Here is a 13,855-nt window from a genome sequence, read left to right as displayed (position 1 = left end):
GGCGGCCTACACGGCGGTGCCGGCTGCCGTGATCTCCTCGTCGCTCAGCGGCAGTCCGTGCGGGTTCGCCGGCGCGCCCTTGAACTTCACGACGAACAGGCAGCTCACCACGCCCAGCGCGAGCACCCCGACGGAGACCAGCAGCGTCGGCCCCATGGCGTCGATGAAGCCGTGGCCGAACACGGCGCCTGCCGCGTCCTGGACGCGGTGCGCGACATCGGGCGGCGTGTTCCTCGGCACCCGCGGCCCCGCGTCCGGCGCCGCGACGTCGAGGTGCTTGCGCGCCCCGTCGAAGCTCTGCACGAACGACCGGCGGTACGCGGCCGGTACGTCGCCGGCCCGCTGCGCCGCCTGGTCCTTCAGCGCGGAGGCGAAGCGCCCCTGGAGGACCGCGCCCACCACGGCGCCGGCCAGGACGGAACCGACCTGCCGCAGCGCGTTGTTGACGCCGGAGGCGGCACCGGTGAGCTTGGGCGGCACATTGCGCATGACCTCGGTGGCCATCGGCGAGAAGGTGCAGCCTGTGCCGAGGCCCATGATGAACAGCGGGGCGACGACACCCGTCCAGCTCCTGCCGACGTCCGCGACCGCCATGATCCAGGCCAGGCCGCCGCCGAAGAGCGTCAGACCGGTCATCAGGATGTACTTGGCGCCCACCTTGTCGGCGAGCACCGCCGCCGGTCCTGCCGTCACGAACGTGCCGACGGACAGCGGGAGCAGCACCAGGCCCGCCTTGAGCGCGCTGTAGCCCAGCACCGACTGGAGGTAGACGGTGATCGGCAGGAAGAGCCCGACGATGCCGAACGAGATGGCGATGCCGACGAAGTTCATGAGGGTGAAGTTGCGGTCCCTGAACAGCGAGAAGGGCACCAGCGGCTCGTTGTCCTGCTGGCCGCGCTGGTAGAGCAGGAAGATCCCGCCCACCACCGCCGAAGCCGCGACGGCGCCCCAGATCCAGCCGTTCCAGTCGTATTTCTCGCCCTCGATCAGGCCGAACGACAGCAGGAACAACGCGACCGAGGACAGGACCACCCCCGGCACGTCGAAACGGTGCCTGACGGTCCGTACGGGCGCGGGGAAGAGGATGACCGCGCCGATGACGCAGATCACGCCGAGCGGGATGTTGACGAAGAAGATCCACCGCCAGTCCAGCTTGGTGACCAGCAGCCCGCCGACCGTGGGCCCGGCGGCGCCTGACACACCGGCGACGATGCCCCACACGCCGAGCGCGACACCGCGCTTCTCGGTCGGGAAGACGTCCACCACGAGCGACAGGGTCTGCGGCAGCAGCATCGCGGCGCCCACGCCCTGGACCGCCCGGAAGGTGATCAGCTCGCTCGGGTTCTGCGAGAGGCCGCACGCCAGGCTGGCCAGGGTGAACAGAGCGACACCGTAGATGAACAGGTTCTTCTTGCCGTTCAGGTCGCCGAGCCGCCCCGAGGTGATCAGCAGGACGGCGAGCGCCAGCGTGTAGGCGTTGGTGATCCACAGGATCTGGTCGAGTGAGGCGTCCAGGTGGCCGACCATGTCGGGGATGGCGATGTTGACGATGGTCAGGTCGAGCAGTGTCATGAAGAACCCGATGGACAGCACCGTCAGGATCGCCCACGGGTTGCCCCGCAACTTGTTCACAGTCTCCTCCTCGCCGTGCGCGGCACAGTCGCTCACGGCCTCGTGGTCGTACGAGGCAGAGGTGTGCGGCGCGGCGCGATGTGACATCGCGCTCGTACGGTGAGGTGTGGATCACACGGGCCGGCGGGGCCGGCGGACCGGCCCCGCCGCGGCTCAGGGTGCCTGGTAGCCGCGGGCGGCGATCCCGGGGACCTGGGCGGGGGCGAACCAGGTCGGATCGCCACGCAGTGCCAGCTCGATCCGGCCGCGGGCGATCGGGCCGAGGGGCGGCAGCTCGTCCAGGGCGAACCAGCCCACCTCGAGCGACTCGTCGTCGTTGACCCGCGCCTCGCCGCCGACCGCGCGGCAGCGCAGCACGATGTCCATGTACTGCGCCCGGTCGCCGTTGGGGTAGACCACGGGCTCGGTGGTGAAGACGCTCAGCACCCGCTCCACGACCGCCGCGACGCCGGTCTCCTCCTCGATCTCCCGCACGGCCGCCTCGGCGGGCTGCTCGCCGGGGTCGGGGATACCGCTGATCAGTGCCCACTTCCCGGTGTCGGCCCGGCGGTTGAGCAGGACCCGGCCGCGCTCGTCGAACACCACCATCACCACGCCCGGCAGGAACAGCAGCGTCTCGCCCGCCTTGGCGCGGATGTCCAGGATGAATTGCGGAATCGCCATGGCCCGAGCCTACGAGACGCCCGGTGAACGCCTCATTCGCACCAGGTTTCCCAACGAAGACATCGGTGCCACACAAGTGTCCACAGCGGATCCGTCAGCCGTTACGGTGGCCCGACAGGCAGCGCCCACGCGGGGAACGCGGGCGTGACGGCACGCCGTCGCGTCCGTGCGGCGTCAGGGGGTACGGGGGCATGGACACGACGGCCGGCGGGACGCCGGGCGCCACTCGGGCGGGCCGCGGCGACGGCTCGCCCCAGGGCCGGACGGCCGGGGAGCGGGGCGGCGGGTTCCTGGACGCGGCCGGCATCGTGGTGCTCGTCTGCTGCGCCGTCTGGACGCTGATAGCGGCCGCCGGCCGGCCCGCCCGCCCCGAGGGCACGCTGCTCGCGCTGCTCGCCGTCACCGCGGGTTACGCGCTCGGCCGCATCCTGGGGGCCCTGCTGCCGGTCCTGGCGCCGGCCGCCGCCGCGGGCGCCGTCCTGGCCCTGGTGCTCGTACCGCCGACCCGGCTGTCCGCGCATCCGGACGCGCCGCCGCTGGGCTACCCGAACGCCGACGCGGCCCTCCTCGTCCTGGCCGTCGGCGCCGCCTGCTGCGCCGCCTGGGCCGCCCGGGGCGCCGCCCGGCGGATCGCGCTGCGCTCCGTGGGCGCGGGCGCCGCCGCGGCCGCCCTCGCGCTCGGTTCCGCTGCCGGCTTCGCGGCGGGCGTCGCGATCGTCCTGTGCTCCCTGGCCGCGGCCCGCGTGCGGCGCCGCCTGCCGGGCCTGGCCGCCCTCGCCCTGGCAGCGGCACTCGCGGTCGGCGGCAGCGCCGCGGTGGCCACCGACGCGCTGCCGTCCGGCCTGTCGGAATCCCTCACCGGCCAGCTCACCCAGCCCCGTGTCGAGCTGTGGCACCAGGCGGTCGACCTCGCGGAGAAGCATCCGCTGCGCGGTGTCGGCCCCGAACGCTTCGCCGACGAGGCCCCGCCCGCGGCCCCGTCCGGCCTCGCCCCGGCAGCGGAGTCCCCCCAGTCCGCGCCGCTCCAGCTCGCCGCGGAGCAGGGCATCCCCGGTGTCGCCCTGCTGGCCCTCGCGTTCGGCTGGCTCCTCACCGCCCTGTGGCGCTCCCCGCGCCCCACACCGGTGGTGCTCACCGCCGCCGCCACCCTCACCGGCCTGGCGATTCTCGCCACCGTCGACCACATCCTGAGCTACGCCGTCGTCACCGCCGGCGCCGGCTTCCTGTCCGGCGTGGCGACAGCGCACCCTTTCCCACCCGACCCCTTCCCCCCGGCCGACTGAGCCGGAAGGGGGAGGGGCGCCGCCGTACGTTCGAGCGAACTTTTTCGGGGCGGAACCGCGCTCCCGGCCAGCGCGAGGGGGGCCAGCTCCCTCAGGGGCCGGCCAGCGTCCTGGCCCGCAGCCGCAACCACGCGCGGATGGCCAGCACGGCCCCCTCGGGATCGTCCACCGTCACGGTGAAGCGATGCCCGGCGCCGAGGTCGATGATGATGCCGGGGCCGCGCCGTACGACGACGGCGGTGCCCTTCTCCGGGCGCCAGCGGTAGCCCCAGCCGCCCCAGCTGCGCGGGCTGATCAGCGGCACCAGGCTGGCGCCGATGACGTCCGCGAGCGGGATCCGCCGGCGCGGCAGCCCGATGTGGCCGCAGCGCACCTCGACGCACTCCCGGTCGATCTGGACCTTGACGTGGGTGAAGGCGACCGTGCCGAAGAGGATCAGCAGCCCCACCGCGAGGCAGCCCACCACCGACATCACCAGCGGCGCGAGATCGGTGGTCGCGGGCTGGTCGACTGCCAGCTCGATGCCCAGCGCGAGGCATGCGGCGCCCGCCGTGGCGAGAACCCACTGCATGCGGTTGCTGGCGCGGCCCGTCCACACCTGGGGCGTGACGGACTCCGGTCGGGGAGCGTACGTCATGGTCGAAGCGTACTCATACGGCACGCAATGGGCAGCCCTGCGGCGTCACGCCGTGGCGGGTGTCACGGCCAGCGCCGCACCCTCGGCGTACGCCGTCGCGACGTCGGGCAGGCCGGCGCCGCGCCCGTTGAGCAGCACCTCGAGACCGCCGAAGACACCGCCGGCCGGCGTCCGCGCCGCCTGGCCGATCCTGCGCAGCGCCTGCGCGGCGACGGCGTCGGCGGAACCGAACATCTCCGCACCCGGCACGGCCGCCGCGATGCGGTCAGTGACGAGCTCGTAGTGCGTGCAGCCGAGCACGACCGCGCGTACGCCCACCGGGGTCAACGCCGCCGCCGCCTCGATCGCGGCGGCGACCGCCGCGGTGTCGCCGGCCTGCACGGCGTCGGCGAGCCCGGGGCACGGCACCTCGGTGACCTCGGCGGCGCCGCCGAACTCGGCGATCAGCGCGCGCTGGTAGGCGCTGCCCGTGGTGGCGGGCGTCGCCCAGATGGCGACGCCGCCGCCGCCCGCCGCGGCGGGCTTGATCGCGGGCACCGTGCCGACGACCGGCAGGGCCGGCTCCAGCGCGGCCCGCACCGCCGTCAGCGCATGCACGGACGCGGTGTTGCAGGCGACGATCAAGGCGTCAGGGCCGCGTTCGGCGGCGGCCAGCGCGCACCGCAGCGCGCGGTCGCTGACGTCCTGCGCGGTCCGCGGCCCCCAGGGCATGCCCTCCGGGTCGCACGACAGCACCAGATCGGCGTCCGGCCGCATCCGGCGTACGGCCGCGGCGGCGGCCAGCAGTCCGATTCCGGAGTCCACGAGTGCGATCTTCACCCCCTCACCCTAAGCGGCGCGCCGACCGCGCCGCCGCCCGGCACCCGGCGTGCGGCAGACTGCCGCGGGTGACGGTGACGACAGTGATCGCAGGGCTGTCCCTGCTGGTGTGGGTGTGGCTGCTGCTGGGACAGGGCTTCTTCTGGCGTACGGACGTGCGGCTGCCGCCGCGGGTCGCCGAGCCCTCCGCATGGCCGGCGGTCGCCGTCGTGGTACCCGCGCGGGACGAGGCCGCGGTGCTGGACCTGAGCCTGGCCTCGCTGCTGGCGCAGGACTATCCCGGCCGGGCCGAGGTCTTCCTGGTCGACGACGGCAGCACCGACGGCACCGGGGACGTCGCCCGCGAACTGGCGCGGGCGCACGGGGGGCTGCCGCTGACCGTCTCCTCCCCCGGCGAGCCGCCGACCGGCTGGACGGGCAAGCTGTGGGCGGTACGCCACGGTGTCGCGCTCGCGCGCGAGCGCACCGGGGCGGAATACCTGCTGCTCACCGACGCCGACATCGCGCACCGGCCGGACAGCCTGCGCGCCCTGGTCACCGCGGCGGTCGGCGCGGACCTCGACATGGTGTCGCAGATGGCCAGGCTGCGGGTCGAGACCGGGTGGGAGCGGCTGATCGTCCCGGCCTTCGTCTACTTCTTCGCGCAGCTCTACCCCTTCCGCTGGATCAACCGCCCGCGCTCCCGCACGGCGGCGGCGGCCGGCGGCTGCGTCCTGATCCGCGCCGGCGCCGTCGACGCGGCCGGGGTGCCGGACAGCATCCGCCAGTCCGTCATCGACGACGTCGCCCTCGCGGGGGCGGTACGGCGCTCGGGTGGCCGGATCTGGCTCGGGCTCGCCGACCGCGTCGACAGCATCCGCCCCTACCCGCACCTCGGCGAGCTGTGGCGGATGGTCTCGCGCAGCGCCTACGCCCAACTCCGCCACAGCCCGGCGCTGCTGGCCGGCACAGTGGTCGGCCTCGTCCTGATCTACCTCGTCCCGCCGGCCGCCGCCATCGGCGGCGCCGCAGCCGGGGCGTGGTCCGTGTGCGCCCTCGGCGCCGCCGCTTGGGCCGTCATGACGGCGACGTATCTCCCCATGCTGCGCTACTACGGCCAGCGGTGGTGGCTCGCGCCGACCCTCCCCTACACCGCCGCGCTGTACCTCCTGATGACCGTCGACTCCGCCGTCCAGCACTACCGCGGCCGCGGCGCCGCCTGGAAGGGCCGCACCTACTCCCGCCCCGACCCGACCTGAACACGACCCGGCCTGAACACGACCCCGGCCTGACCGCGCCCCTCGTGAGCCGATAAGCGCGGGTCACAGCGCGGCCGGGGTCCACACCAGACCCCAGCCGTAGGCGTAGTCGACCGTGCGCTGGGGGCTGACACCGCGCCGGACGGCGAGGTGGCGGGCCTCGCGGCGGACGCGCAGGGCGTCCCCCTCCGGGGTGAGGAGGAGCAGGGCGCAGACGGTGGAGGCCGGGTCGCCGGGGTCGAGGGGGAAGTCCTGCGGGGGCCCGTGGTCGGGCCGTACCGTGACCGTGCCGCGGACGTCGGCGAAGCTGCGCCCTGCGCCGCGCAGGGCGAGGAAGACCAGGACGCGCCGGAAGCGCGCGGCCTGGTCGAGGTTGACGGTGAGGCGGTCGCCGTCGAGCCGTACGTACGGCGGCAGCCGCAGCGCGCCGGCGGCGCCGCCGAGCGGCTGGACGACGCCCTTGCGCCCGTCGGCCAGTTCGAAGAGCGCGCACAGGTCGATGCGGGCCCCGCCGCCCCCTTCCGCGCAGAAGGCGATCCGCAGCAGTCCCGGGCCGGCGCACGTACCGGCGGGCGGCAGCACCACGGGCGTGGGCCGGGCCGGGCGCGGGGTGGCGGGCATGAGGGGTGCGGTGAGGGCGGCCGCGCGCAGCCGCCACCTCTCGCCCGCCGCGTCGCGGTAGCACTCGCCGACCACCAGCATCCGGCCGCCGGTGACACCGCCGCAGTCGAGCCGTACCGGCTGCGCGCCCTCGACCAGTGCGCGCAGCCGCAGTCCGGGGATGCGGCCGAGCGGTCCGCCCTCGGCGCGTATCACCACCAGCACGGTGGTGACGGCTGATTCGAGTGACGCCAGGTCCAGGACGAGGGTGTCCAGGACGTCGCCGTCGGCGGCCGTCGCGCGGGTGTGGGTGACCGCGCCCGACTCGTGCCCGGGCACGTCCGCGTCGACCAGGTCGCCGGCGCCGCGCGGTGCGCCGCCGACGAGCAGAAGCGCGCACAGATCGGCCCGCGGTATGCCCGGACCGGTGCCCCGTCCGAACTCCAATCGGACTTCGGCGATCGGCAACCGGACACTTTCCCCCCTGCGCAGCAGCATCCCGCCCCCTCCGCCGGTGCGTCACGGCTCCCCGGTAATCCCTCAGACGCACGTCTTTTACCTGATCACACCATGCCGAGCTGACCGGTTTCCGGGGATTCGCTCATATTGGGGACTTGGTGTCACTCGTCGCCCGTCAAACAACCCTCTAATCGGTCTCCCCAACGACCACATCGTGGGCTTAACTTATGGCCCATGACCACCCCCCGCGGTTCGTACGGTGGCGGCTACGGCGGCTACTACCCCTCGTCATCGTCGTCCTTCCCGGACACCCCGATCTACGACAGCCTCGTGGCGGAGCGCGGCACCCCGCAGATCGCACCGATCCGTGTACCGTCGCCCTACTCCGGCTACGACACGGGTCTGGCCAACGGCTACGGCGGCGGCAGCAACCTGCCGGCCCTGCCCGCGCTTCCCGCGCTGCCGTCGGGACCGTCCTCTCCGTCGTACCAGCAGCCGCAGCCCGCGGCGCCCGGCGGCTACCAGAGCGGCGGCTACCAGCAGCCGCCCGCGCAGTACATCCCGCAGCAGGCCCCGCCGCGCGGCGGCTACGGCAACGGCGGCTACCAGAACACCAACGGGAACGGCTACCCGGCGATGCCGCCGCAGCCCTCCCCCAGCGGTTACGAGGCGGCCCGCCCGGTGCCTCCGCGTCCCGTACCGCCGCGGCAGGTGCCCGGCGGGCACCCCGAGGAGCAGTACCAGCGGCGCAACCTCGGCCAGGGCGGCGGAGGCTACTACCAGGGCTGATCCCGCTCACGGCGGCTGGCAGGATGGTGGGGTGACCACGCCACGGCTCAGCGCGCTGAACATCTACCCGGTCAAGTCGCTGCGCGCTGTCGGCACGCAGGAGGCGGTCGTGGAGCCGTGGGGGCTCGCGGAGGACCGCCGCTGGATGCTGGTCGACGCCGGCACCGACTCCGCTGTGACGCAACGGGAGCAACCACGTCTGACGCTGCTCGCCGCACTGCCCGTGGGGGGTGGCGGCCTGCGGCTGACCGCGCCCGGGCAGCCGCCGCTCACCGTCGTGCCGCCCGCCTCCGGGCCGCTGCGCACGGTGCGGCTCTTCGCCGGGAAGGTGGACGTGCTGCCGGCGGGCGACGAGGCCGACGCGTGGTTCTCCGGCTACCTCGGCACGCCGGTTCGGCTGGTGCATCTTGACGACCCGGGAGTACGGCGGCCGATCGACCCGCGGTACGCGCTGCCCGGCGAGACGGTCAGCCTTGCCGACGGCTATCCGCTGCTCGTCACCACGACCGCCTCGCTCGACGCCCTCAACGCGCTGATCGCCGCGGGCGACCGGGCGCAGGAGGGGCCGCTGCCGATGAGCCGCTTCCGGCCCAACGTGGTGGTCGACGGCACCGACCCGTGGGCCGAGGACGGCTGGCGGCGGGTGCGGATCGGCCAGGTCACCTTCCGGGTGCCCAAGCCCTGCGGGCGCTGCGTGGTCACCACCACCGACCAGGACAGCGGCGCCCGCGGCAAGGAGCCGCTGCGCACCCTGGCCCGGCACCGCAGGATCGGCTCGGCGCTGGTCTTCGGCCAGAATCTGGTACCCGAGCAATCCGGAACCCTGCGCGTCGGCGATCCGTTGACCACACTGGAGTGATGCGTCGACGCGTTCTGCCCGCGACCCGAGACGGGACGCGATCGCACGCATGAGTCGCGCCGTTTGCGGTAGTTGAACGGGTAAAGGGGGTGGTCCGCCCATGGCTCGTCGCAAGAGGCTCACCAAGCGCGGGTGGCGGTGGCGGCGCAATCCGCTGCGCCGGCGCTCCGATGTCGTCGAGGCGTGGCTGGGAGTCGTCACCATGCTGCTGCTCTGCGCCGTGCCGCTGCTGGGCTGGTGGGCGGGGCAGTCTGTCGACCGCACCCTCCTGCGGGTGGCGCGCACGCAGCGGGCCGAGCGGACCCTGGTGCCCGCCGCGGTGGTCGAGTCCCCCGCGGCGCCCGGCGCCACCGCCGCCCCGGGTGCGGAGAGGGCGGCCGCCGCCGTGGCCGCGGCAGGCAGCGACACCGACCCGCGGCACGGGGACATGCTGCGCTGGATCGCCCCCGACCGCTCGGTGCACACCGCCAAGGTGCCGGTAGGCCTCGAGGTCTGGCACGACAACAGGCTGCTGCTGTGGACCGACAGGACGGGCGTGCTCGTACCGCCGCCGCTGGACGACGCGACCGCCTCCACGCACGCGGTGCTCGCGGGTCTGGCCACCGGCTCGGCGGCCGCCGGGACCCTGGTGATGGTCAGGCAGCTCCTGGTGTGGCGGCTGATGCGGCGCAGGATGGACTCCTGGGAGCGCGAATGGGCCAGGGTCGGCCAGGACTGGGGCCGGGCAGGCGCGGGCGGCTGAGCCGTGGCGCGGGGCGCCCGGGCAGGTGGCGGCGTCCACCTGACGGGCTGTCGTCAACGACGGGCCTCCGCGCGCGCTACGGTTGATCCCCCGGTCGGCTGACGTAAGAGGTGGGGGCAGACAGCCCGATGGCACACGGCGTGGTGCAGGTCACCAACCCGAGCAGTTCGCGGTGGCGCCGCCGCACAGGCGAGTACGCCACCGTGGGGGCCGCCCTGGAGGCGGCCGCCGACGGCGACGTGCTGTCGGTGTCCCCGGGCACCTACCGGGAGAATCTGGTGATCGAGCACGCGGTCACCCTGCGCTGCGCGGAAGGCCCCGGCACGGTCCGCATCGCCCCGGCGTCGGGCGTGGCGGTGACGGTACGGGCGGCGGCCGGCGTGCACGACCTGCTGGTCGAGGGCCAGGACAGCACGGCCGCCGCACTGCTGGTGGAGGCCTGCGCCCCCGAGCTGACGGGCCTGCGGATCAGCACCCGTTCCGCGGTCGGCCTGGAAGTGCGCGACGGCGCCCGCCCCACGGTGCGGCGCTGCACGGTCGACAACCCGGCGGGGCTCGGCATCAGCGTGCTGGACGAGGCGGCTGGGCTGTTCGAGGACTGCGAGGTGGTGTCGGCGGGCCAGAGCGGCGTCGCGGTACGCGGCGGCGGCAGCCCCCGGCTGGAGCGCTGCCGGATCCACCACGCCACGGGCTCGGGCCTGTCGGTCACCGGCGAGCACAGCTCGATCGAGGCCCTGGGCTGCGAGGTCTACGAGATCCAGGGCACCGGGCTGCACCTGTCGCAGCGGGCGTCCGGGCATCTGACCGACTGCCAGCTGCACCGCACCACCGGCGACGGCGTCTCGCTGGACACCGACGCGGTGCTGGCGATGTCCGACTGCGACATCCACGACATCCCGGAGAATGCCGTCGACCTGCGGGCCCGCTCGGTGCTGACGCTGACCCGCTGCGCGGTCCGCCGCTTCGGCCGCAACGGCCTGTCGGTGTGGGACCCGGGGACCAGGGCCGACGCCAACCAGTGCGAGATCCACGACAGCACCGGCGACTATCCGGCGGTGTGGGTCAGCGACGGCGCGGTGGCCATACTGGACGCCTGCCGGGTGCACGACGTGCCGGACGCGCTGTTCGTGCTGGACCGCGGCTCCCGCGCGGACGTCGTGGACAGCGACTTCACGCAGATCCGCAACACCGCGGTCTCGGTGAGCGACGGCGCCAACGTCCAGCTGGACGACTGCCGGATCAAGGAGGCCGCGACCGGCGCCTGGTTCCGCGACCACGGCAGCGGCGGCACCTTCGCGCAGGTCACCATCGACGACACCGCGACCGGGGTGATCGTCACCAAGGGCGCCGACCCCGCACTCGACCGCTGCACGGTCACCAACGCGACCGAGTCCGGCATCTACGTGTCGGCCGAGGGCCGCGGCACCTTCACCGGGTGCCGGGTGACCGGCAGCAAGGGCTACGGCTTCCACATCATCGACGGCTGCCGGTCCACGCTGACCCGGTGCCGTACCGAGCGCTGCGCGCGCGGAGGTTACGAGTTCGCCGAGCCGGGCCCGCTCACCGAGGACTGCACCAGCGACCGCAGCGCCGCTCCCGAGCCGGTCCCGGTCCCGGCGCCCGCGACGCCCGACCGGCAGCCCGCCGCCCAGTCGTACGGCCTGCTCGGCGGGGTGCCGCAGCAGCGGCCCGCGCAGGCCGAGGCGGAAGCGGCCGTGCCGGCGGCCCGGGAGAGCGACGAGGTGCTGGGCGAGCTGGACGCGCTGGTCGGCCTGGAGAGCGTCAAGCGGGAGGTGCGCACCCTGATCGACATGATCGCGGTGGGCCGCCGCCGCCAGCAGGCCGGGCTCAAGGCGCCCTCCCCGCGCCGCCACCTGGTCTTCACCGGCTCCCCGGGCACCGGCAAGACGACCGTGGCCCGCCTCTACGGCGAGATCCTGGCCTCGCTCGACGTGCTGGAGCGCGGCCACCTGGTGGAGGTGGCCAGGGTCGACCTCGTCGGCGAGTACATCGGCTCGACGGCGATCCGTACCCAGGAGGCCTTCGAACGGGCTCGCGGCGGGGTGCTCTTCATCGACGAGGCCTACGCGCTGGCACCGGAGGACGCCGGGCGGGACTTCGGCAGGGAGGCCATCGACACCCTGGTGAAGCTGATGGAGGACCACCGGGACGCGGTCGTGGTGATCGTGGCCGGCTACACGGCGGAGATGGAGCACTTCCTGGCCTCCAACCCCGGAGTGGCGTCCCGCTTCTCGCGGACCATCACCTTCGGCGACTACACCTCGGAGGAGCTGCTGAGCATCGTGGAGTCGCAGGCCACCGAGCACGAGTACCGCCTCGGCGAGGACACGGGGGACGCGCTGCTGAAGTATTTCGCGGCGCTCCCCAAAGGTCCGGCCTTCGGCAACGGCAGGGCGGCGCGGCAGACCTTCGAGGCGATGGTGGAGCGGCACGCCATGCGGCTGGCCCATGTCGCGGAGCCGACCCACGACGAGCTGCAGCTGCTCTACCCGGAGGACCTGCCCGAACTGCCCTGAGCCGGCGGCGCCTCGCGCCGCCCGCCCGGTCCCCCGGTGTGCCGCAGGTCGCGGCGGGGCGCTGCTCGCGGCGGCGAGGGCGCTCCGACCTGTGGACCGGCATACACCGGAGGGCGCGGTGCGTGGAAGGATGACCGCAGCGCGCCGGCAGACGGCATCGCACACAACGAGACGGACGATACGAGGTCACGGGTGAGCGACAACCAGAACCTCCTCGCGGAGCAGCGCCGGGCACTGATCCTGGACGAGGTACGCCGACGCGGCGGAGTACGCGTCAACGAACTGACCCGCAGGCTCAACGTGTCCGACATGACGGTGCGCCGCGACCTCGACGCACTCGCCCGGCAGGGCGTGGTCGAGAAGGTGCACGGCGGCGCCGTGCCGGTGGTCGAGGCGAGCAGCCACGAGCCGGGCTTCGAGGCGAAGTCGGGGCTCGAACTGGGCGCGAAGGAGGCCATCGCGACGGCGGCGGCCACGCTGGTCCCGCCGGGCAGCGCGATCGCCCTGGCGGGCGGCACGACCGCCTACGCGCTGGCGCACCACCTGCTGGACGTACCCGATTTGACGGTGGTCACCAACTCGGTGCGCGTCGCGGACGTCTTCCAGTCGGGCCAGCGGCGGCCCGGCGCGAACCACGCGGAGGCGACGGCCACCGTGGTGATCACCGGCGGCGTGCGTACGCCCTCCGAGACGCTGGTCGGCCCGGTGGCCGACCGGGCCATCCAGTCACTGCACTTCGACCTGCTCTTCCTCGGCGTGCACGGCATCTCGGTGGAGGCCGGCCTGTCCACGCCGAACCTGGCGGAGGCGGAGACCAACCGGCACTTCGTGCGCTCAGCGCGCCGGGTGGTCGTGATCGCGGACCACACCAAGTGGGGCACGGTGGGCCTGAGTTCCTTCGCCGCCCTGGAGGACGTGGACACCCTGGTGACCGACGCGGGCATCCCCGAGGTGCTCCGCGCGGAGATCTCGGAGCACCTGTCGGACCTGATCGTGGCAGGCGAGCCCACAGAGGGGTGACGCGCGAGTTCCCGTAGTGGTCGGCCGAGGCACGAGGCCGCCCGCGCAGGGAACGAGAAGGAAGACCGACCCACCAGCGCCGAGGGGTGACGCGCGAGTTCCCGGAGTGGTCGGCCGAGGCACGGCGGGGGCTGACGCGCCCGCCGCAGGCGGTCAGCCGCCGATCCAGGACCAGGCGCGGCCCGGGGCCAGGACGAGCAGCACCACCGCGACCACCAGCACGATGCCGGCCAGCGCCCGCAGTCTGCGGATCGAGGGGGACACCGGCGGCCTGGGCGGCCGGTTGTCCGGCCGCCAGGCGGCGGCGGCCTGGGAGGGGGTGTGCGGCGGCTGCGGGCGGCGGCGCGGCCAGCGGCGCGGCTCCGCCTCGGCGGCCCGCTCGTCCTCCTCGCGCAGCCGGCGGGCGACGATGCGGGCCCGGGCGGAGGGCTCCTTGGGGGCGCTGGACCGTATCGCGCGCTCCGAGTCGTTGGCGAACTGCTCCCATACGTCGTCGGGCAGCGACGGCTCCTCGGCCGCGGGTGGTTGCTCGGTGGTCACTGTCTACGCTCTCGTCTCGTCCAGGCAAGGCCGGGGC

13 protein-coding genes are annotated in these 13,855 nt (G+C 74.1%); 7 read left to right on the top strand and 6 right to left on the bottom strand.

The annotated features are described in order from the left end of the window. Positions 1-6: 6 nt before the first annotated feature. Together BUE44_RS09465 and BUE44_RS09460 are read right to left on the bottom strand one after the other, a co-directional pair. A complete protein-coding gene (locus BUE44_RS09465; RefSeq protein WP_073496065.1) occupies positions 7-1,632 on the bottom strand; it encodes an MFS transporter in 1,626 nt (541 codons plus the stop codon). Positions 1,633-1,785: 153 nt separating this feature from the next. After that, positions 1,786-2,295 (bottom strand): NUDIX hydrolase, encoded by a 510-nt coding sequence (locus BUE44_RS09460; protein WP_073496063.1) that lies wholly within the window; start codon positions 2,293-2,295, stop codon positions 1,786-1,788. Positions 2,296-2,486: 191 nt separating this feature from the next. Between BUE44_RS09460 and BUE44_RS09455 the strand changes: the two genes are divergently transcribed. Continuing rightward, positions 2,487-3,578 carry an O-antigen ligase family protein gene (locus BUE44_RS09455; RefSeq protein ID WP_107415660.1) on the top strand — a complete coding sequence of 364 codons (1,092 nt, stop codon included), beginning with the start codon at positions 2,487-2,489 and terminating at the stop codon, positions 3,576-3,578. 91 nt (positions 3,579-3,669) lie between these two features. On the opposite strand, the gene BUE44_RS09450 is transcribed toward BUE44_RS09455, so the two are convergent. Then, positions 3,670-4,215, bottom strand: coding sequence for a hypothetical protein (locus BUE44_RS09450; protein ID WP_073496060.1), 546 nt, complete (start codon positions 4,213-4,215; stop codon positions 3,670-3,672). Positions 4,216-4,260: 45 nt separating this feature from the next. Beyond that, complete coding sequence (locus tag BUE44_RS09445) at positions 4,261-5,034, bottom strand: glutamate racemase (RefSeq protein WP_073496058.1); 774 nt, start codon at positions 5,032-5,034, stop codon at positions 4,261-4,263. A 68-nt stretch (positions 5,035-5,102) separates the two neighbouring features. Between BUE44_RS09445 and BUE44_RS09440 the strand changes: the two genes are divergently transcribed. After that, positions 5,103-6,272 (top strand): glycosyltransferase, encoded by a 1,170-nt coding sequence (locus BUE44_RS09440; RefSeq protein ID WP_073496056.1) that lies wholly within the window; start codon positions 5,103-5,105, stop codon positions 6,270-6,272. Between the two features lie 63 nt (positions 6,273-6,335). On the opposite strand, the gene BUE44_RS09435 is transcribed toward BUE44_RS09440, so the two are convergent. Next, the gene (locus BUE44_RS09435; protein ID WP_107415659.1) at positions 6,336-7,340 is read right to left on the bottom strand and encodes a Tellurium resistance; all 1,005 of its coding nucleotides are present in this window, start codon (positions 7,338-7,340) and stop codon (positions 6,336-6,338) included. Between the two features lie 225 nt (positions 7,341-7,565). On the opposite strand from BUE44_RS09435, the gene BUE44_RS09430 reads away from it, so the two are divergent. The 5 genes from BUE44_RS09430 (at position 7,566) to BUE44_RS09410 (ending at position 13,278) form a co-directional block, all read left to right on the top strand. Next, positions 7,566-8,120 carry a DUF6643 family protein gene (locus BUE44_RS09430; protein WP_073496050.1) on the top strand — a complete coding sequence of 185 codons (555 nt, stop codon included), beginning with the start codon at positions 7,566-7,568 and terminating at the stop codon, positions 8,118-8,120. Between the two features lie 31 nt (positions 8,121-8,151). After that, positions 8,152-8,979: an MOSC domain-containing protein gene (locus tag BUE44_RS09425; protein WP_073496048.1), complete on the top strand. Its 828-nt coding sequence runs from the start codon at positions 8,152-8,154 to the stop codon at positions 8,977-8,979. A gap of 100 nt (positions 8,980-9,079) precedes the next feature. Next, positions 9,080-9,721: an Rv1733c family protein gene (locus BUE44_RS09420; protein WP_073496045.1), complete on the top strand. Its 642-nt coding sequence runs from the start codon at positions 9,080-9,082 to the stop codon at positions 9,719-9,721. Between the two features lie 128 nt (positions 9,722-9,849). Further along, a complete protein-coding gene (locus BUE44_RS09415) occupies positions 9,850-12,258 on the top strand; it encodes a right-handed parallel beta-helix repeat-containing protein (RefSeq protein WP_073496043.1) in 2,409 nt (802 codons plus the stop codon). A gap of 192 nt (positions 12,259-12,450) precedes the next feature. After that, complete coding sequence (locus BUE44_RS09410; protein ID WP_073496041.1) at positions 12,451-13,278, top strand: DeoR/GlpR family DNA-binding transcription regulator; 828 nt, start codon at positions 12,451-12,453, stop codon at positions 13,276-13,278. Between the two features lie 153 nt (positions 13,279-13,431). Here the strand turns inward: BUE44_RS09410 and BUE44_RS09405 are convergent, their stop codons facing one another. Further along, positions 13,432-13,818 carry a hypothetical protein gene (locus tag BUE44_RS09405; protein WP_073496038.1) on the bottom strand — a complete coding sequence of 129 codons (387 nt, stop codon included), beginning with the start codon at positions 13,816-13,818 and terminating at the stop codon, positions 13,432-13,434. Between the last annotated feature and the right edge of the window lie 37 nt (positions 13,819-13,855).

The organism is Actinacidiphila paucisporea (assembly GCF_900142575.1).
Classification (GTDB): Bacteria; Actinomycetota; Actinomycetes; order Streptomycetales; family Streptomycetaceae; genus Actinacidiphila; species Actinacidiphila paucisporea.
The sequence above is the reverse complement of the archived record's forward strand: the minus strand, read 5'-3'. Positions and strand labels throughout refer to the sequence as shown.